The sequence below is a fragment of the Pseudomonas sp. BNK-7 genome (genome assembly GCF_048072025.1).
Taxonomy (GTDB): Bacteria; Pseudomonadota; Gammaproteobacteria; order Pseudomonadales; family Pseudomonadaceae; genus Aquipseudomonas; species Aquipseudomonas danubii.
Window position 1 is genome coordinate 6,497,247 of the sequence record NZ_CP182252.1, and the last position, 18,332, is coordinate 6,515,578.

The following is an 18,332-nucleotide window of genomic DNA, read 5'->3' on the forward strand; positions in this document are numbered from 1 at the left end:
TCTGAACATGCGCGCATCAATCATCAGAGCGCCCCTGGAACGCAAGCACTGATGTTGTTTGTAGCGACCTACAAAATTTGTAGCAAGAACGCTACAAATCTCCCGCCGCCCTCGCCAGAGGCCCAGCCCTGCTGGGTTTTCGCAACTTGGCACAGTCCCTGCTCTACCCCTGTCGCAAGCGCAAACAGCGCTCTTATTCAACAGGTAACAGCAGATGATGCACTGGCATATCGTATGTGACTTCGACGGGACCATCTCCCGCGCCGACGTGATCGATAACGTTCTCCAACGCTTCGCCGACCCGAGCTGGGAAGGCATAGAACAGGAATGGCTGGACGGTCACATCGGCTCCCGAGAATGCCTCAGTCGCCAACTGGCCCTGGTCAAGGCTTCGCCCGCCGAACTGCTGGGCTACTTCGACAGTGTCGAAATCGACCCGGACTTCCCCGACTTCGTCGATCACGTGATCGGCCTGGGCGCCTCCATTGAAGTGGTCAGTGACGGCATCGAGCAAGGCATCGCCCGCATCCTGGCACGCAACTACGTGACCCTGCTGCCGATCCTCGCCAACCGCCTGCGCCAGGTCGACCACAACAGCTGGCGCATCGACTTTCCCTACGCCAGCGACGCCTGCCGCGCCGCCTCCGGCAACTGCAAGTGCAAATCCACGCCACGGGGCAAACGCGTGCTGGTGATCGGTGATGGCCAGTCTGACATGTGCGTGGCAACCACCGCCGACTTCGTCTTCGCCAAGGATCGCCTGGCCGACTACTGCGAACGCAACAAGATTCCTCACGCTCGGTTCGACTCCTTCGCCGAACTGCCGGCGCTGTTGGCAAAACTGCCGAACAACGCGGCCAACGCGACCCATTTCTCCCTTGAAACCCAGGAACTCTTCCACCATGTCTGATATCCGCATCGCGACCGCCGAAGACCAGATCCTTCTGGAAAAAGAAGCCAAGTACTGCTCCTACGGCGATACCGTTCACTACATCGAACCCCCGCGCATCTTCAGCCGCTGCGAAGGTTCCTACGTCTGGGACACCAGCGACCAGGCCTACCTCGACCTGCAGATGTGGTACTCGGCGGTGAACTTCGGCTACGCCAACCCGCGCCTGAACAATGCCCTCAAGCAACAGATCGACACCCTGCCGCAGATTGCCAGCCAGTACCTGCACAAAGGCAAGATCGAGCTGTCGGAAATGATTGCCGTGGACGCCAAGAAGAAGTTCGGCCTCGACGGTCGCGTGCACTTCAACGTCGGCGGTTCGCAGTCGGTCGAGGACTCGCTGAAAGTGGTGCGTAACGCCACCAACGGCAAGAGCCTGATGTTCGCCTTCGAAGGCGGCTACCACGGTCGTACCCTGGGCGCCTCGTCGATCACCTCCAGCTACCGCTACCGTCGCCGCTACGGCCACTTCGGCGAGCGCGCGCAGTTCATCCCGTTCCCGTACCACTTCCGCGGCCCTAAAGGCATGACCAAGGAAGAGTACGGCAGCCACTGCGTGCAGCAGTTCGCCCGCCTGTTCGAGACCGAATACAACGGCGTGTGGGACCCGAAAGTCGGCCAGAGCGAATACGCCGCCTTCTACGTCGAGCCGATCCAGGGCACCGGCGGCTACGTGATCCCGCCGATGAACTTCTACAGCGAGCTCAAGCAGGTGCTGGACCAGCACGGCATCCTGATGGTGGTGGACGAAATCCAGATGGGCTTCTATCGCACCGGCAAGCTGTGGTCCATCGAACACTTCGACGTCCAACCCGACGTGATCGTGTTCGGCAAGGCGCTGACCAACGGCCTCAACCCGCTGGGCGGCATCTGGGCCCGTGAAGAGCTGATCAACCCGGGCGTATTCCCGCCAGGCTCGACTCACTCCACCTTCGCCTCCAACCCGCTGGGCACCGCCGTGGGCCTGGAAATGTTCAAGATGACCAGCGAGATCGACTACGGCGCGATGGTCATGGAAAAGGGCAAGTACTTCCTGGCCGGCCTGCAAGACCTGCAGAAGCGCTACCCGATCATCGGCGATGTCGACGGCCTGGGCCTGGCGCTGCGCTGCGAAATCTGCACCACCGACGGTTTCACCCCGGACAAGGCGACCCTGGACTTCATGGTCGAGGAAGGCATGAAGGGCGACATCGAGATCGACGGCCAGCGCCTGGGCCTGATCCTCGACGTGGGCGGCTACTACAAGAACGTCATCACCCTGGCCCCGTCGCTGGAAATCAGCTACGCGGAAATCGACCTGGGCATCGCACTGCTGGACCGCCTGCTGGATCGGGCCATGAAGCGATGAGCGCCGCTGAGATCGATCTGGGCGAAGGCGACGCCGGCTTCGTTCTCGGCACGGGTCCGGTCGGGGTCTTGTTGATCCACGGCCTGACCGGCACCCCGACGGAACTCCGTCGGGTGGCCCAGGGCCTGGCCAAGGACGGAACGTGCACGGTGTACGTTCCGACCCTGCCCGGGCACTGCGGGGACAACAGCGACCTGCAGGCCACCGGCTGGCAGGACTGGTACGAGGGCGTGCGCAAGACCTTTGTCGGCGTGCAACAGCGTCACGAGCAAGTGTTCGTCGGCGGTCTGTCCATGGGCGCCGTGATGTCCATGTACCTGGCGTCCGAGCATCCGGGGCAGATCAGCGGCCTGCTGATGTATTCCACCACCCTCAAGTACGACGGTTGGAGCATCAACAAGCTGGCGTTCCTCACCCCGTTGCTGATGAAGATTCCCTTCGGCGTGCACATCTGCCGCTTCGAGGAAAAGCCGCCCTACGGCATCAAGAACGAACGCCTGCGGGCCATTGTCGAGAAACAGATGAAAGCCGGCCAGAGCAGCGATGCGGGCCTCTTGACCATGGAGGGCGTGACGGTGCGCGAGTTGCACCGGATGAACGCCGTGGTCAAGAAACGCATGCCTTCGATCATGACCCCGGCCCTGGTACTGCACTCCAGCGAGGACGACATCACCAGTCCGTGGAATGCCGACTACGTGGAGCGCAAACTCGGCGGCCCGGTGACCAAGATCCTCCTGGACAACTGCTATCACATGATCACCGTGGACCTGCAATACCAGCGGGTGATCGAGTTGAGCGTGGACTTCATCGAGCAGCGAGTGGTTGCACCTGCGGTGCGCGAAGACTACCGCCAGCTGGCATGACTTAAGGAAGAGACGTGATTACCGCCCAAGCCTATTCCACCATCCAGGCCATTGAACGCAGCGCCTGGAATGACTGTTTTCCAGACGCCCTGGAGGATTGGGACTACTACCTGGCCGTGGAAAAAGCCGCCATCGCCGATTTCCGTTGGCGCTACCTGGCGATCTACGAGGGCTCGACCCTGGTGGCGGTGGCGCCGGCCTTCACGACTCAGTATCGGCTCGACACCACGGTCTCCGGCCTGGCCAAACGCTTCACCGAACGCCTGGCACGCCAGTGGCCAGGTGCCCTGGAACTGCGCCTGTACGCCATCGGCTCGCCCGTGGCCGAACAGTGCAGTGCCGGCACCGCCAGCCATGTTCCCCTGGAACGTCGTCAGGCGTTGCTGGAGCAGTTGTTGCAACTGGCCCGGCGTGACGCCGACAACTTCGGCATCGGCCTGATGGCGGTCAAGGATGCCCCCAGCAGCGACCCGCAATGGGCCGCCAGTTGCCGGGCCGCCGGCCTGCAGGCGATGCCGAGCCTGCCCAGCGCGCTGCTGCCGGTGCCCTTCGCCTCGATCGACGCCTATCTTGGCACCCTGGGCAAGTCCACTCGCAAGGACCTGCGGCGCAAGCTGCGCGCCCCGGCGCCGCGCATCGAGTGGCGGCGGCAGATCGACGACGTGCTGCCCGACATCATGCGCCTCTACGAAGCCACCCTGGAACGCAGCGACCTGCAGTTCGAGCGCCTGCCGGCGGCCTATTTCACCGGCATTCTCGAACAACTGGACCAGCGCGCCGCCTGCGTCCTGTACTGGGTCCAGGACCAACTGGTGGCCTTCAACCTGGTACTCATCGACCAGCATCGGCTGATCGACAAATTCTTCGCCCACGACTTGAACGTCACCCGTGAGCACAATCTGTACTTCCGCAGTTGGCTGGCCAACGTCGACTACTGTATCCAGCAGCACATTCCCCTGTACGAGTGTGGTCAGGCCGGTTACGCCAGCAAGTTGCGCCTGGGTTGCCAGTTCACCGGTAACATGTTGTTTTTCAGGCATCGCAATCCCTTGCTCAATGCCCTGCTCAAGGTGATAAAACGCTTTGTCCGTCCGGATCGCTCCGACCCCGCCATGGCTGCTGCAATAAGCGAAAGTACATGACCAGAAAAGATCGTCGCCCGCCCCGCCCTTTTGCCATCTCCCGCTGGAGCCTGCAGCGCAAGCTGGTGTTGGCGTTCTGGCTGGTCAGTGTGATTCCCACCATGATTGCCGCGGAGCTGGCGGCCACCACGTTGTCGGAGATTTTCGACAGCAACGTGCGCATCTGGCTGCAGGAATCCACCAAGATCGTCGAGGACGAGATCACCGAGATCCTCCATGACAACGCGCGGATCGCCCAGCTGTTCCTGCGCTATACGCGTCCGCCCTCGGACCGCAATGCAGCCAAGCATGACAAGCTCACCGCCGACATTGCCGACTCCATGGGCATCGACGTGGTGGCGCTGATCCGCAAGAGCGACCACAAGGTGATGTTCACCACCGCCGCGGACGACGTGGTAGGGCAGATCAGCACCGCTTCCAACGCCGTCCTGCAGACCATCCAGGTGGGTGGCGTGGCCACCGGGGCGGTGGTCTCGACCTTCCAGACCCAGCTCGACGGGGTCGACTACCAGCTGTTGATCGCCACCTACCTGGACGCCAGCTTCCTCACCAGCGTGGCCGATGTGCACTCCCTGGACCTGCGCCTGTACCTGGCCAAGGCCGATGATTTTTCGGAGATCTTCGCCACCCAGCGCTTCGAGGACCATCCCCCCCGAGTGCCGCACAAGATCGAAGACATCCTGCGCGCCACCCGCCAGCCCACCGAGCAGTTCACCAGCCGCTACAGCGGCCTGTACCGGCCGATCTTCAACGACAGCGGCGACCTGGTGGGGGTGATTTTCAGTGGCCTGCTGCGCCACAGCAGCCTGGTGGGCCTGGTTAACCAGAGCAACCTGTTCATCCTGATCTTCCTCCTCAGCTCGGCCGCCTCGCTGTGTGTCGGCTGGCTGGTGTCGCAACGCCTGACGCGGCCGCTGCGGGGCCTGTCCAAGGGCGTCCAGGCGGTGATCGCCGGCGACTACCGGCAGCGGGTGCCGGTGATCGGTGGCGACGAACTGGCGGAGCTGAGCAGCACCTTCAACCACATGAGCGAGCGCCTGGGAGAACTGCAGCACCTGGAGGGCCAGTTGCGCCGTCGCGATCGCCTGCACGCCCTGGGCGAGGTGGCCATGGGCCTGGCCCATGAAATCCGCAATCCGCTGGGCATCATCAAGACCGCCACTCAACTGCTGCACCGCCGGGCCAACCTGCCGGAAAACGACAAGCGCCACCTGGAATACGTGATCAGTGAAGTCAGCCGGATCAACGACCTGATCACCGACTTTCTCGACTTCGCCAAACCCAGCGCGCCCATTCGTGCCACCCAGGCGGCACGCCCGCTGGTCGAGGAACTGCTGGGCTTCTGCACCCCGGAACTGGCGACCCACAATATCGAAGCGCGGATCGACGACCAGGCACCGGGTGCGACCATCCATGCCGATGCCCGGCAGCTCAAGCAGGCCTGCCTGAACCTGATCCTCAACGCCATCGACGCTATGCCCGAGGGCGGCCGCCTGACCCTGGGCATCGCCCAGCAGGAAGACGAAACCATCATCAGCGTCAGCGATACCGGCCAGGGCATCGAGCCGGACATGCTGGAACGCATCTTCACCCCCTTCGTCACCACCAAGGCCTCGGGCACCGGCCTGGGCCTGGCGAAAGTCTTTTCGATCATGGAAAGCCATGACGGCCACATCGAGTGCGTCAGCGAAAAAGATGCCGGCGCCACCTTCAGCCTGTACATTCCGGCCAACGGTGAAGAGGACGACGAGGACACTGATGACGCATAACCTGCTGGTGGTCGATGACGAACCCAAACTCTGTGACCTGCTGTCTTCGGCCTTGAGCCAGAACGGCATCCAGGTGTTCACGGCAAGCAATGGCCTGCACGCCCTCAAGGTGCTGGAGCAGGAAGACATCGACCTGGTGATCAGCGACTGGCGCATGCCGGGCATGGACGGGCCCCAGCTGCTGGCGGAAATCAAGCAGCGCTACCCGAACCTGCCGGTGATCGTGATGACCGCCTACAGCACGGTGAAGAACGCTGTGCAGTCCATGCGCAACGGCGCCTACGACTACATTGCCAAGCCCTTCGATATCGATGAGCTGGACATCACCGTCAGCAAGGCCCTGCAGTTTCGCGACATCCTCAAAGACAACCAGCGCATGCGCGCCGAGCTCGACGAGCACCAGCAGTTCGACAGCCTGGTAGGCGACAGCCCGGCCTTTCGCCAGGTACTGCAGGCGGTGGACTCGGTACGCGAGAGCAGCGCCACCATTCTCCTGACCGGAGAAAGCGGCACCGGCAAGGAGATGGTCGCCCGGGCCATCCACAAGCACGGCAATCGCGCGGACAAACCCTTTGTCGCCGTCAATTGCGCGGCCATTCCCGAAGGCTTGCTGGAAAGCGAGATGTTCGGCCACCGCAAGGGCGCCTTCACCGGCGCCGTGGCGGACCGGGTCGGACGCTTCCAGCAGGCCGACAAGGGCACCCTGTTTCTCGATGAAGTGGGCGACATGCCCCTAGCCTTGCAGGCCAAGATCCTCCGCGCCCTACAGGAACGCGTGATCGAGCCGGTGGGCGATCCCCGGGAGCGCAAGGTCGATGTGCGGGTGATCGCCGCGACCAACAAGAACCTGCTGGAAGCCGTGGCCAACAAGGAGTTCCGCGAGGACCTGTACTACCGCCTCAATGTCTTCCCCATTCCCTTGCCAGCGCTGCGCGAGCGGGTCGAGGACATCGCTCCACTGGCCCGCCACTTCGCCCACAGCCTGGGGGCCACCGCCGGCAAGCGCATCACGGGCTTCAGCCCACAAGCCCTGCAGGCCATGGCTTGCTACAGCTGGCCAGGAAACATCCGCGAACTGCAGAACTGCGTGGAGCGAGCCACCATCGTCGCCCGCGCCCCGGTCATCGAAGAAAGTGACCTGCCAGGCTATCTGTTCGACACCCCGCCAGCAGGCACCGAGGGCAGCGTGGCCCTCAGCGTTGGCCCACAAGTGCCCAGCGACCTGGACGCGGCCCTGGCCGAAGTGGAGCGGGCCTACATCCTCGCGGCCCTGCACCAGAGCAACGGCGTCCAGGCGGCCGCGGCACAGATGATCGGCATTTCCGAACGCAGCTTCTGGTACCGCCTGAAAAAGCTCGGCATTCAGGTAGACAAGATTGTTCGCTGACGCGAACAGCGACAAGCTGCAAGCGAAAATCTATCCGCTGAGACTTGGCTCAGAGCATGCGCCCCACTTCCAACGGTTCGATCTGGGCCCAGTGGGAAGTGTCTTCGCGATGGTTTTGCAGGTATGGCAGCACCGCCGCCAGCAAAGGCGCCTTGAAGGCGTCCTGGAAACGATGGGCCAACCCCGGAATCAGCTTCAGCTGGCTGCCCTGGATCTGCGCCGCCAGGTGCACCCCATGCATCACCGGCAATAGCGGATCGGCGGTGCCGTGCACCACCAGGGCCGGCACCCGCAGTTGCTTGAGCAAGGCCACCCGACTCGGCTCGGCGAGGATCGCCATGATCTGACGCTTGACGCCCTCCGGGTTGAACGCCCGGTCATAGGACAACGCAGCCTGATGCAGCAGAACCTGACGGTCATCCGCGACCTTCGGGCTGCCCAGGGCCGCCAGCAGGTCCGCCTGCTGCTCCAGGGCCGCTTCGCGGTTCGGTGCATTGCGCCGGGACAGCAATTGCACCAGCGCCTCGTTCGGCGCCGGCAGGCCTTGGGCCCCGGAGCTGGTCATGATCAGCGTCAGGCTCTCGACTCGTTGTGGCGCCATGGCCGCCAGATGCTGGGCAATCATGCCGCCCATGCTCGCCCCCAGCACATGGAACTGCTCGATGTGCAGGGCATCCATCAGCCCCAGGGCATCATCGGCCATGTCGCTCAGGGTATAAGGCGCAGCCACGGGCAGGCCGAGCTTGTAGCGCAGCACTTCGAAGGTCAGGTTGGCGCTGGCCGGAGCCTGGCGCCAGGTGGACAGGCCGACGTCGCGATTGTCATATCGAATCACCCGAAACCCTTGCTGACACAAGGCCTCCACTACTTCGTCCGGCCAGTGGATCAATTGCCCACCCAGGCCCATGACCAGCAGCAATGCCGGATCGGAGCTTCGACCGATGCTTTGGTAGGCCAGGCTCACCTGCGCCAGGTCGACCCGTTGCGTGGGTACGTTGACATCGCAGCGCGCGGCCGCAAAAGACAGCTGGCCGAGCAAAAGCCCGGCCAGCAGGATGACAGTGGAAAACAATCTTGCCCGCATGGAAAACACCGAAACGCAGAACCCCAGTAGAGCGCGAGTCTGATGAACTTCGATGTTTCGCGCTGCCACAGTTGCGTGACAGTTTGATGAAGCCCGCCCAGCGGTCATCGCTTAGGGGCGCTCGGGCGACGCCTCGCTTGCCGACGAGGTGGAGCTGATGATCGCCTTCGTCGGCAAGCAGGTTTCTACCGGCTTTCAGGCCAGTTGGCTGCGCAGCTGGCGGGCCGCGGCCACCATGTTCACCAGGGCCGCTTCGGTTTCCGGCCAGGCGCGGGTCTTCAGGCCGCAATCGGGGTTGACCCACAGTCGCTCGGCGGGAATGCGTTTGACCGCCTTGCTCATCAGCTTGACCATCTCGGCAGTGTCCGGCACCCGTGGCGAGTGGATGTCATACACCCCCGGGCCGATGTCGTTGGGGTAGTCGAAGGCTTCGAAGGCTTGCAGCAACTCCATGTCCGAACGGGAAGTCTCGATGGTGATCACGTCGGCATCCATGGCGGCAATCGACTGGATCACATCGTTGAACTCGCTGTAGCACATGTGGGTATGGATCTGGGTTTCGTCCCGCACACCCGAAGCGCTCAGGCGGAAGGCCTGCACCGCCCAGTCCAGGTATTCCTGCCATTGCGCGCGGCGCAGGGGCAGGCCTTCGCGGAACGCCGCCTCGTCGATCTGCACGATCTTGATCCCGGCCTGTTCCAGGTCCTGCACTTCATCGCGCAGGGCCAGCGCCAGTTGCTGGGCCTGGACCTTGCGCGATACGTCTTCCCGGGGGAAAGACCACATGAGCATGGTCACAGGGCCAGTGAGCATGCCTTTCATGACCTTGTCGGTGAGGCTCTGGGCGTACTGGATCCAGTCCACGGTCATGGCCCGGGGCCGGCTCAGGTCGCCGTAGATGATGGCCGGCTTGACGCAGCGCGAGCCGTAGCTCTGGACCCAGCCGAAGCGGGTGAACAGGTAGCCGTCGAGTTGCTCGGCAAAGTACTCCACCATGTCGTTGCGCTCGGCTTCACCGTGGACCAGCACGTCCAGGCCAAGGCTCTCCTGGATCTGCACTGCGTGGCGGATCTCGCTGTGCATGGCATCGGTGTAGTCGTTGAGCGACAGCTTGCCCTGCCGGTAGGCCTGGCGCGCCAGGCGGATCGATGCAGTCTGCGGGAAAGAGCCGATGGTGGTGGTGGGAAAGACCGGCAATTGCAGGCGCGCTCGCTGCTGTTCGATACGTTGGGCAAAGGGCGACTGACGCTGACTGTCGGCGGCGCTGATGGCCTTGATCCGGGCCTGGACCTGGGCCTTGTGAATCCGCGGGGACTGGGCACGACTGGCCTGGACCTTCCGGCTTTGCGCCAGGGCCGCTTGCACCGCCGGGGCCTGGGGATCGTTCAGGGCATCACGCAGGACCGAAATCTCGCCGCACTTCTGCACGGCAAAGGCCAGCCAGCTTTTCAGTTCGGCATCCAGCTGGTCTTCCCGGGACAGGTCCACCGGGCTGTGCAGCAGGGAGCAGGAGCTGCTGACCCAAAGGTTGTCGCCGAAACGCTCCTGGGCCACCTGCAACTGCTGCAGGGCCTGTTCCAGTTCGCAGCGCCAGACGTTACGCCCATTGACCAGGCCCACGGAAAGAATCTTGTAGGTCGGCAGCCGGTCCAGGACCTGGCCCAGTTGTTCCGGCGCCCGCACCGCATCGATGTGCAAGCCGTCCACCGGCAGGCCCACCGCCAGACCGAGGTTGTCTTCCAAACCGCTGAAGTAAGTGGCCACCAGTTTTTTCAGCGGCGAGTACTGGAGGATGTGGTAGGCCCGCTCGAAGGCGCTCTTCCACTCCTGGGGCAGGTCGAGGGTCAGGATCGGCTCGTCGATCTGCACCCACTCCACGCCCTGGGCCTTGAGCCGGTTGAGGATCTCGCCGTACAGCGGCAACAGGCGCTCCAGCAGGTCGAGCTTGTTGAATCCATTGCCCTTGGCCTTGCCCAGCCACAGGTAGGTCAAGGGGCCGATGATCACCGGCTTGACCTGATGACCCAGGGCATGGGCTTGCTCGACTTCGTCGAACAGTTGCTCCCAGCTCAGCTGGAACGGCTGGTCGACGCTGAACTCGGGGACCAGGTAGTGGTAGTTGGTGTCGAACCACTTGGTCAGTTCCTGGGCGTATTGCGCCTGGCCCTGCTCACCGCAGCAGCCAGCATTGGCGCCACGGGCCATGGCGAACAGAGTGTCCAGGGTCGGACGGCCCTGGGCATCGCGAAGACCGTCGAAACGCTCGGGAATCACCCCGAAGGTCAGGGAGTGACCGAGCACCTGGTCGTACCAGGCAAAGTCACCCACTGGCAGCAGGTCGATGCCGGCGTCTTTTTGCACTTGCCAGTGCCGAGCCCGCAGCTCGCGACCGACCTCTTGCAATGCAGCCTGATCGAGGTCGCCCTTCCAGTAGGCTTCGAGGGCTTTTTTCAGTTCGCGGTCAGCGCCGATGCGGGGAAAACCGAGGGTGTGGGCCAGTGCCATGGGAAAGCGCCTCCTTGTCAAAGATGGCGCTATTGTCGACAGCTCTGGCAACATGAGACAAACTCAACCTTTTCGTGTTGATCACAAAATTTACTCATGGAGATCCTGGTGCTCGAAATCCGTCACCTGAAGACCCTGCACGCCCTGCGCGAAGCCGACAGCCTGGTTGAAGCCGCCGAACGCCTGCACCTGACCCAGTCTGCCCTGTCCCACCAGTTCAAGGAACTTGAAGAGCGCCTGGGCATGCCGCTGTTCGTGCGCAAGACCAAGCCGGTGCGCTTCACCAGCGCAGGCCTGCGCCTGCTGCAACTGGCCGATGCCACCCTGCCGCTGCTGCGCGGCGCCGAACGGGATATTGCCCGCCTGGCCGGCGGCACCGCCGGCCGCTTGCACATGGCCATCGAGTGCCATAGCTGCTTCCAGTGGCTGATGCCCACCATCGACCAGTTCCGCGACGCCTGGCCGGAAGTGGAACTGGACCTGGCCTCGGGCTTCTCCTTTGCACCGCTGCCAGCGCTGGCCCGGGGTGACCTGGACCTGGTGGTGACCTCCGATCCCCTGGAACTGGCCGGCATCACCTATGTGCCGCTGTTCACCTACGAAGCCATGCTTGCGGTGGCCAACCAGCACCCCCTGGCAAGCAAGCCCTACATAGTCCCGGAAGATCTGCTGAACGAAACCCTGATCACCTATCCGGTGGAGCGGGATCGTCTGGACATCTTCACCCGCTTCCTGGAACCGGCGGACATCGAACCGGCGCAGGTCCGCACCTCGGAACTGACGGTGATGATGATGCAGCTGGTGGCCAGCGGCCGCGGGGTGTGCGGCATGCCTCATTGGGCCCTGCATGAATACAGCTCACGGGGTTATGTGAAGGCCAAGCGACTGGGTGAAAAGGGACTGTTCGCCACCCTGTACGCAGCGATTCGCGCCGACATGCTGGACGCGCCCTACATGCGTGACTTCCTGCTGACCGCCAAGGACACCTCGTTCTCGACCCTGGACGGCGTCAGCGCTGTACGCTGAGCGCCACCCTCATGCGGCGCCGGCAGGCCAGCGAGCAGGATCAGCGTGGCACTTCGCGCCACATGTGGATCTTGTCGAGATAGTCCTCCCCCACGCACACCGCCTGGGGTTCGAGCCCGAACTGGACAAAGCCGCAGCGCTGGTACACGGACAGCGCTGCGTCATTGCCCGCCGTCACCGTCAGTTGCACCAGGCGCAGGCCTTCGTACCCCGCCGCCTCGGCCAGTAGATGCTGCACCAACTGTCGACCCAGGCCGCTGCCGCGTTGCTCGGCCGTGACGTAAAGGCCGAACAGGGTCGCCTTGTGCCGGGCCTTTTCCCGCAGCTCGAAGGCCAGGCCGACGATCCCCGCCAGCCGCCCTCGGTCAAAGGCTCCCAGCATCAGGTCCAGCTCCCCATCCAGACGGGCACCCCACCAGGCCAGGGGCAGCTTCTCGCGCTCCCGGACACTGGAAGTGAACGCCTGGGGATGGCGCTCATAGGCTTCGAGCATCAAGGCCCGGTATTGCGCGGCATCGTCAGGAGTCAGGTGTCGGATCTGCTGGTTCATGCGGGATCGTCAGTCCGTCATGTTCAGTTGGTACGGCGTTGTTCGAACATCAAGCGCACCGCCAGCCCCGCCAGCACGAACCCCATGAAGTAACGCTGGACCGAAAGCCAGGTGGGGTTGCTGGCGAACCAGGAGGCAATGCCTGCGGCGAACAGGGCAATCAGCAGGTTCACCGAAAAACTCACGCTGATCTGGGTCAGGCCGAGAATGAGGCTCTGGGAAAACACCGATCCGTGCTCGGGATGAATGAACTGCGGAAAGATCGACAGGTAGAACACCGCGATCTTGGGGTTCAGGGCGCTGGTCAGAAACCCCATGATCACCAGTTTGCGGGGCGAGTCCAGCGGCAACTGCTGGGCTTCGAACGGCGATCGCGCGCCAGGCTTGAGCGCCTGCCAGGCCAGCCACAGCAGATACAGGGCACCGGCCCACTTGAGCACTTCATAGGCCATGGGCACCGCCATGAAGATCGCGGTCAGGCCCAGTGCAGCGGCAAACAGGTGGACGAAAAAGCCCATCACGACGCCCAATAACGACGTCACCCCGGCCTTGCGCCCCTGGCAGATCGAACGGGAAATCAGGTAGATCATGTTCGGGCCTGGGGTCAGCACCATCAGCAACGAGGCCGCGGCGAAAATCAGGTAGTCGTGAAGTGGGATCATGGCAGTCCTTGGCAACGGGAGGTCAGGCGAGGCTCGCCTGGGCCTGACGATAAAACGGCAAGATCAGATCCCGTGTCAACGGCGCCAGAAACAAACCACCATCGCTGGCCGGATCGATCCAGCGCACCTCCTCGATCTCCGCCGCCGGAGTCACCGCAATGTCGATGCGAACAAGAAAGACCTCCGCCTGCACCACATGGCCGGGCTCGTTGGCGGCCGGTGCGCAAAACTGTTGCAGATAGCAGGCCTGGCTCGGATCGATGCGCAGGCCGAGTTCCTCTTCCAACTCTCGGACCAGGGCCAGCACCGGCGGCTCGCCGGCTTCGATCTTGCCGCCAGGCTGCATGAAGGCCTGGGTGCCGCGTTTGCGCACCAGCAGGGTCTGGCCATCGGCCCCCAGCAACAGGGCGGCGGCGATACGAATGACGGAGGGTGCAACGGCGGAGGGCAGCGACATGGGGACCTGGACACCTTGAGAACGAAGGCGCAAGGATCACATGCCCGGCAGCGGGTCGTCATCCGCCAGCGGTATATTTCCCGTCGTTCCAGGGCGTTTCTCAGGTGCCCGACTGCGGCTCTCGCGCCAGCTTGACGAACACGCTGTAACGGGCGCCTTCCATGGTTTCAAAGGCGATCAGTTTGTCCACCAGAGGCTGGCTCAGCACCTTGCCGGCGTTGAGCAGAAGCATGCCGTTGTCGGCATTCAGGTTGCGCGCCAGCAGCATGCCCGCCGCCAGCTCCCGGGTGCCCAGGACCTTGACCGAAGGGTCGCCCAGGGTCACATCGCTGAGGTACACAGAACACACTTGGATAAACCCCTCCACCAACTCGGGGTCGTACAGCCGGCCGGCGTATTTACGGATGAACACCAGGGCCTCGTCGCTGTTCATGTGCCGTTCGAGAATCAGCCCGCACTGCAGTTCGATAAAATCCACCGCCAGCTTGAGCAGCCGCGAGCCCAGGGGAATCGCCTCGCCCTTGAGGTGATCGGGAAAGCCGCTGCCATCCCAGTGTTCCTGGTGATGGCGGATCAGGCGCGCCGCATCCTGCACCGGTTCCAGGGTCATCAGCAGCGATTCGCTTTGCGCCGGATAGGCCCGATAGCGTTCACGCTCATGGTGGTGCAACCAATCGGCCGGAGTGACCATCATGCTGTCGCTCCAGCTCAGCTTGCCGATGTTGTGCAGGGCCGCGGCCATGGCCAGGTCGCGCTGCGCCACGGCGTCGATGCCGTGGATCTTGCAGTAGGCACGCACCAAATCGATGATCCGGCGGTTAGTCTGCTTGTCGCTCGGCAGACGCTGGTTCACCAGCAGCGAGAACAGCTCGGCGCCCGTGGCATAGCTGTGCTTGAGCTCCTCATAGGCCAGGTCCAGCATGTCGGCGGTTTGTTGCAGCTCCGCGGTGCGCGATGCGACGCGTTTTTCCAGCAGGGCATTGAGGGCCTTGAGCTCAGCGTTCTGCTCTTGAGTCAGAGCTTCCAGGCGCTGGCGCTCACGTTCGGAATGCTGGTGCTCCAGGGCCTGGCGCAGGGCCAGCAGCAGTTCCTGGTCATCCCAGGGCTTGCTCAGGTAACGGTAGATTTCCCCTTCATTGATCGCCTTGGCGATCAGTTTCAGGTCCGGGTCACCGGTCAGCAGGATGCGCGTAGTGTCCGGATAGTGCTGATGAATGCGCGCCAGCAGGGACGGGCCATCCATCTGCGGCAGATGGGCGGCGCTGATGACCAGGTCCACCTCCCGAGTGGCCATGACCTTCAGGGCTTCGCTGGCGTCGTGGGCAAGGTGCAGCACGTAGGAATGGGCACTGAGCAGTTGGTGCAGGCGTTGCAGGATCGCGTCCTGGCTGTCTACCAACAGAACCTCGGACTGGCGTGTGACTGTGGCAACGTTCAGCTCACCCATGAGACACCTCGGGTCAACATCGATGCACATGTCCTTCATTCTTTTCACTGGCAACACTGATCCTTGTTGCCTGATTCAAGCGTAGAAGCATTTCCGAGGGGAATGATGGCTTTTTAATACCATCCGTCCGCTGGAAGAGCTCCAACGGACGGCGGCGAGAATGGAGGCCAATGACCTCACTTGGCAGCGGCTTTACCGCTGGAACCGAAGGAGGCAAAACGTTTGTTGAAGCCAGCGATACGGCCTTCGGACTGGGTCTTGCGTTGCTGGCCGGTGTACACCGGGTGCGAAGCGCTGGACACATCCAGGGTCACGTACGGATAGGTCTGGCCATCACTGTGCTGGTAGGTGCGGTCGGTATCGACGGTAGAGCCAATGAGGAAAAACACGTCGGCGGCAGTATCGTGAAACAGCACGGGGCGGTAGTCAGGGTGAATGTTGGGTTTCATCGGAGTCTCCAGCGGCTGGGGTGAAAAACAGTGTTATACAGTAACAATAAAACCCTCTTTAAACGAGAACTTATCGCAATAAGATTCTGCAACAATGGTCTAAGTCCTGCCTCGATCCCCCGATTCAGGCTTGCCCGTAAGGCCCCAGCGGGCCAGTATGCTGGGCTGCAACGCTCTGACACAGCCGTGAATTCCTATAAGAAATGCCTGTGCAGCCCACCGCCTCAGCCGTTCGGTGTCGCTGTCGATTACCCGTTATCAAGGCACCCGGTGCCTGATTGACCTGATGAGTCCGAACCAAGGAAACCGTATGAGCCTGTCACTTCTGAGCCGCTACGCCTTCTTTGCTGCCTGCGTGATATTCACCCTCGCCAGCCTGCCCTTTCTCGAACACGACTGGCTCTGGCCATTCACCCTGGTCACCGGCCTGCTGAGCCTGCTGGGGATCTTCGATCTGCTGCAAAGTCCCCACGCGGTACGCCGCAACTACCCGATCCTGGGCAACATCCGCTACCTGGTGGAAGGCATACGTCCGGAGATCCGCCAATACCTGCTGGAATCCGACAGCGACGCCCTGCCCTTTTCCCGCGCCCAGCGCTCCCTGGTGTACTCGCGGGCCAAGAATGAAAGCGCCGACAAACCCTTCGGCACCCTGATCGATGTCTACCAGTCGGGCTTCGAGTTCATCGGCCACTCCATGCGCCCGGCGCCCTTGAGCGACCCCAGCAGCTTTCGGGTCACCGTCGGCGGCCCGCAATGCACCCAGCCCTATTCGGCCTCGGTATTCAACATCTCGGCGATGAGCTTCGGCTCCCTGAGTGCCAACGCCATCCGTGCCCTGAACCAGGGTGCCAAGCTCGGCAACTTTGCCCACGACACTGGTGAAGGCAGCATCAGCCCCTATCACCGTGAACACGGCGGCGACCTGACCTGGGAGCTGGGCAGTGGCTACTTTGGCTGCCGCACCGCCGACGGCCGCTTCGACCCCGAGCGCTTCGCCACCCAGGCGCAGAACCCGCAAGTGCGGATGATCGAGATCAAGATGAGCCAGGGCGCCAAGCCGGGCCATGGCGGCATCCTGCCCAAGCACAAGGTGACCCAGGAAATTGCCGACACCCGCGGCATCCGCATGGGCGAGGACTGCATTTCGCCGTCGAGCCACAGTGCATTTTCCACCCCGATCGAAATGATGCATTTCATCCAGCAACTGCGTGAGCTGTCCGGCGGCAAGCCGGTGGGCTTCAAGTTCTGCCTGGGCCACCCGTGGGAATTCATGGGCATTGCCAAGGCCATGCTGGAAACCGGCATCCTCCCGGATTTCATCGTGGTCGACGGCAAGGAAGGCGGCACCGGCGCAGCCCCCGTGGAGTTCACCGACCACATCGGCGCGCCCATGCGCGAAGGCCTGCTGTTCGTCCACAACACCCTGGTGGGCCTGAACCTGCGGGACAAGATCAAGCTCGGTGCCAGCGGCAAGATCGTCAGTGCCTTCGACATCGCCAGCGTCCTGGCCATCGGCGCCGACTGGGCCAACTCGGCCCGGGGCTTCATGTTCGCCATCGGCTGCATCCAGTCACAAAGCTGCCACACCAACAAATGCCCCACCGGTGTCGCCACCCAGGACAACCTGCGCCAGCGTGCCCTGGTGGTGCCGGACAAGGCCCAGCGGGTGTACAGCTTCCACCGCAACACCCTCAAGGCCCTGGCCGAGATGCTGGCCGCCGCCGGCCTGCAGCACCCGTCGCAACTGGAAGCCAAGCACCTGGTGCGACGCATGTCGGCCACCGAGATCAAGCTGTTCTCCCAACTGCATGTGTTCCTCAAGCCCGGCGAATTGCTCACCGGCGAAGTCAACGGCGAGTTCTACTCGCGCATGTGGCAACTGGCCCGGGCCGACAGCTTCGAACCCAATACCCAAGCCGCCGCTTAAGCACGCCTGTCCAGGCCTCCCCGGCTACCTGGGGAGCCTGGCGACTCACAAGGAAGATTGGAATGCTCAAGGTTATCGCTGAAGACTTCATCAAGCCCGAACACCTGGAAACCGTGCGCCCGTGGTACGCCGAACTGGTGGAAAAAACCCGCCAGGAGCCGCTGTGCATCGCCTACGATCTGTTCGTCGATCAGAAAGACCCCGGGCACTTCATCTTCGTCGAACAGTGGCCGGACCGCGCCGCCCTCGACGCTCATTGCAACACCGAACACTTCACCCGCCTGGTACCACAGATCAACGCCTTTCAAGCCCGCGAATGCCGCGTACTGCTGATGGACGAATTCTAGAAGCCGACATCCTCCCGATGCTTGACCGGACCACCGAAAGCAGAGCGAACCACCACTGACCTTTCGGAGTTCCACCATGCCCTTGCTGTCCTTCGAGCAACTGTCCCAGCAACTGCCCGGTCCCTGGCAATCCTCGCTGGTGGGCCAGGTCGGCGCGGCCCGTATCAAGGTCCTGCGCATGGACCAGGCGCCCTACCCGGAAGAAATCCACGACTACAACGAAGGCCTGCTGGTGACCCAGGGCTGCCTGCGCTTGGGCATTGGCCAGGCCACTGTCGAAGTGCTGGCCGGCCAGATGTACCTGGTACAAGCCGGCCAGGCCCATAGCGTACTGCCCGGCAGCCACGGCACCCTGGTGATCATCGACGTCTAGCCTCACTCGGCACTCGACAAGGGGTCACAACCCGGACCGGGCCC

The 18,332-nt window shown here is 62.9% G+C and carries 17 protein-coding genes; 10 read left to right on the top strand and 7 right to left on the bottom strand.

Going from position 1 to position 18,332, the window contains the following annotated elements; all coding sequences use genetic code 11:
- Positions 1–214: 214 nt before the first annotated feature.
- From ACMGF8_RS29320 to ACMGF8_RS29345, 6 genes are read left to right on the top strand one after another with little or no spacing between them, the layout of a single operon-like run.
- Positions 215–910: an HAD-IB family phosphatase gene (locus ACMGF8_RS29320; RefSeq protein WP_102860463.1), complete on the top strand. Its 696-nt coding sequence runs from the start codon at positions 215–217 to the stop codon at positions 908–910.
- Entirely contained in the window at positions 903–2,297 is a 1,395-nt protein-coding gene (locus ACMGF8_RS29325; RefSeq protein ID WP_102860462.1) for an aspartate aminotransferase family protein, read from the top strand. The genes ACMGF8_RS29320 and ACMGF8_RS29325 overlap by 8 nt, the downstream gene beginning before the upstream one ends.
- Complete coding sequence (locus ACMGF8_RS29330; protein WP_102860461.1) at positions 2,294–3,160, top strand: alpha/beta hydrolase; 867 nt, start codon at positions 2,294–2,296, stop codon at positions 3,158–3,160. Before ACMGF8_RS29325 ends, ACMGF8_RS29330 begins: the two co-directional genes overlap by 4 nt.
- Positions 3,161–3,174: 14 nt before the next feature.
- Positions 3,175–4,302, top strand: a complete 1,128-nt coding sequence (locus ACMGF8_RS29335) for a GNAT family N-acetyltransferase (protein WP_102860460.1) — start codon at positions 3,175–3,177, stop codon at positions 4,300–4,302.
- Positions 4,299–6,071: a sensor histidine kinase gene (locus tag ACMGF8_RS29340; protein ID WP_102860459.1), complete on the top strand. Its 1,773-nt coding sequence runs from the start codon at positions 4,299–4,301 to the stop codon at positions 6,069–6,071. The genes ACMGF8_RS29335 and ACMGF8_RS29340 overlap by 4 nt, the downstream gene beginning before the upstream one ends.
- Positions 6,061–7,458, top strand: coding sequence for a sigma-54-dependent transcriptional regulator (locus ACMGF8_RS29345; protein WP_102860458.1), 1,398 nt, complete (start codon positions 6,061–6,063; stop codon positions 7,456–7,458). The genes ACMGF8_RS29340 and ACMGF8_RS29345 overlap by 11 nt, the downstream gene beginning before the upstream one ends.
- A 49-nt stretch (positions 7,459–7,507) precedes the next feature.
- Here the strand turns inward: ACMGF8_RS29345 and ACMGF8_RS29350 are convergent, their stop codons facing one another.
- Complete coding sequence (locus ACMGF8_RS29350) at positions 7,508–8,542, bottom strand: alpha/beta fold hydrolase (RefSeq protein ID WP_102860457.1); 1,035 nt, start codon at positions 8,540–8,542, stop codon at positions 7,508–7,510.
- A gap of 195 nt (positions 8,543–8,737) precedes the next feature.
- Positions 8,738–11,047, bottom strand: a complete 2,310-nt coding sequence (gene metE / locus ACMGF8_RS29355; protein ID WP_115580796.1) for a 5-methyltetrahydropteroyltriglutamate--homocysteine S-methyltransferase — start codon at positions 11,045–11,047, stop codon at positions 8,738–8,740.
- 108 nt (positions 11,048–11,155) lie between these two features.
- Between metE and metR the strand changes: the two genes are divergently transcribed.
- Complete coding sequence (gene metR / locus ACMGF8_RS29360) at positions 11,156–12,073, top strand: transcriptional regulator MetR (protein WP_102860993.1); 918 nt, start codon at positions 11,156–11,158, stop codon at positions 12,071–12,073.
- Between the two features lie 40 nt (positions 12,074–12,113).
- On the opposite strand, the gene ACMGF8_RS29365 is transcribed toward metR, so the two are convergent.
- From ACMGF8_RS29365 to ACMGF8_RS29385, 5 genes are all read right to left on the bottom strand, one after another.
- Entirely contained in the window at positions 12,114–12,623 is a 510-nt protein-coding gene (locus ACMGF8_RS29365; protein ID WP_416758102.1) for a GNAT family N-acetyltransferase, read from the bottom strand.
- Positions 12,624–12,646: 23 nt separating this feature from the next.
- Positions 12,647–13,285 carry a LysE family translocator gene (locus ACMGF8_RS29370; protein WP_102860455.1) on the bottom strand — a complete coding sequence of 213 codons (639 nt, stop codon included), beginning with the start codon at positions 13,283–13,285 and terminating at the stop codon, positions 12,647–12,649.
- 22 nt (positions 13,286–13,307) lie between these two features.
- Positions 13,308–13,742, bottom strand: a complete 435-nt coding sequence (locus ACMGF8_RS29375) for an NUDIX hydrolase (protein ID WP_102860454.1) — start codon at positions 13,740–13,742, stop codon at positions 13,308–13,310.
- 100 nt (positions 13,743–13,842) lie between these two features.
- Entirely contained in the window at positions 13,843–15,189 is a 1,347-nt protein-coding gene (locus ACMGF8_RS29380) for an HD domain-containing phosphohydrolase (protein ID WP_115580797.1), read from the bottom strand.
- Between the two features lie 176 nt (positions 15,190–15,365).
- Entirely contained in the window at positions 15,366–15,638 is a 273-nt protein-coding gene (locus tag ACMGF8_RS29385; RefSeq protein WP_102860452.1) for a type B 50S ribosomal protein L31, read from the bottom strand.
- A 310-nt stretch (positions 15,639–15,948) separates the two neighbouring features.
- Between ACMGF8_RS29385 and ACMGF8_RS29390 the strand changes: the two genes are divergently transcribed.
- From ACMGF8_RS29390 to ACMGF8_RS29400, 3 genes are all read left to right on the top strand, one after another.
- Positions 15,949–17,568: an FMN-binding glutamate synthase family protein gene (locus ACMGF8_RS29390; protein WP_102860451.1), complete on the top strand. Its 1,620-nt coding sequence runs from the start codon at positions 15,949–15,951 to the stop codon at positions 17,566–17,568.
- Between the two features lie 62 nt (positions 17,569–17,630).
- Complete coding sequence (locus ACMGF8_RS29395; protein WP_102860450.1) at positions 17,631–17,915, top strand: putative quinol monooxygenase; 285 nt, start codon at positions 17,631–17,633, stop codon at positions 17,913–17,915.
- 76 nt (positions 17,916–17,991) lie between these two features.
- On the top strand, positions 17,992–18,288 hold the full coding sequence (locus ACMGF8_RS29400) for a cupin domain-containing protein (RefSeq protein ID WP_102860449.1): 297 nt from the start codon (positions 17,992–17,994) through the stop codon (positions 18,286–18,288).
- Positions 18,289–18,332: the final 44 nt, after the last annotated feature.

Coding starts and splice junctions, on each gene's coding strand:
- ACMGF8_RS29325 (WP_102860462.1), top strand. CDS start 903: ATGTCTGATATCCGCATCGCGACCGCCGAAGACCAGATCCTTCTGGAA.
- ACMGF8_RS29320 (WP_102860463.1), top strand. CDS start 215: ATGATGCACTGGCATATCGTATGTGACTTCGACGGGACCATCTCCCGC.
- ACMGF8_RS29375 (WP_102860454.1), bottom strand. CDS start 13,742: ATGTCGCTGCCCTCCGCCGTTGCACCCTCCGTCATTCGTATCGCCGCC.
- ACMGF8_RS29400 (WP_102860449.1), top strand. CDS start 17,992: ATGCCCTTGCTGTCCTTCGAGCAACTGTCCCAGCAACTGCCCGGTCCC.
- ACMGF8_RS29365 (WP_416758102.1), bottom strand. CDS start 12,623: ATGAACCAGCAGATCCGACACCTGACTCCTGACGATGCCGCGCAATAC.
- metE (WP_115580796.1), bottom strand. CDS start 11,047: ATGGCACTGGCCCACACCCTCGGTTTTCCCCGCATCGGCGCTGACCGC.
- ACMGF8_RS29380 (WP_115580797.1), bottom strand. CDS start 15,189: ATGGGTGAGCTGAACGTTGCCACAGTCACACGCCAGTCCGAGGTTCTG.
- ACMGF8_RS29340 (WP_102860459.1), top strand. CDS start 4,299: ATGACCAGAAAAGATCGTCGCCCGCCCCGCCCTTTTGCCATCTCCCGC.
- ACMGF8_RS29390 (WP_102860451.1), top strand. CDS start 15,949: ATGAGCCTGTCACTTCTGAGCCGCTACGCCTTCTTTGCTGCCTGCGTG.
- ACMGF8_RS29345 (WP_102860458.1), top strand. CDS start 6,061: ATGACGCATAACCTGCTGGTGGTCGATGACGAACCCAAACTCTGTGAC.
- ACMGF8_RS29385 (WP_102860452.1), bottom strand. CDS start 15,638: ATGAAACCCAACATTCACCCTGACTACCGCCCCGTGCTGTTTCACGAT.
- ACMGF8_RS29395 (WP_102860450.1), top strand. CDS start 17,631: ATGCTCAAGGTTATCGCTGAAGACTTCATCAAGCCCGAACACCTGGAA.
- ACMGF8_RS29350 (WP_102860457.1), bottom strand. CDS start 8,542: ATGCGGGCAAGATTGTTTTCCACTGTCATCCTGCTGGCCGGGCTTTTG.
- ACMGF8_RS29330 (WP_102860461.1), top strand. CDS start 2,294: ATGAGCGCCGCTGAGATCGATCTGGGCGAAGGCGACGCCGGCTTCGTT.
- ACMGF8_RS29370 (WP_102860455.1), bottom strand. CDS start 13,285: ATGATCCCACTTCACGACTACCTGATTTTCGCCGCGGCCTCGTTGCTG.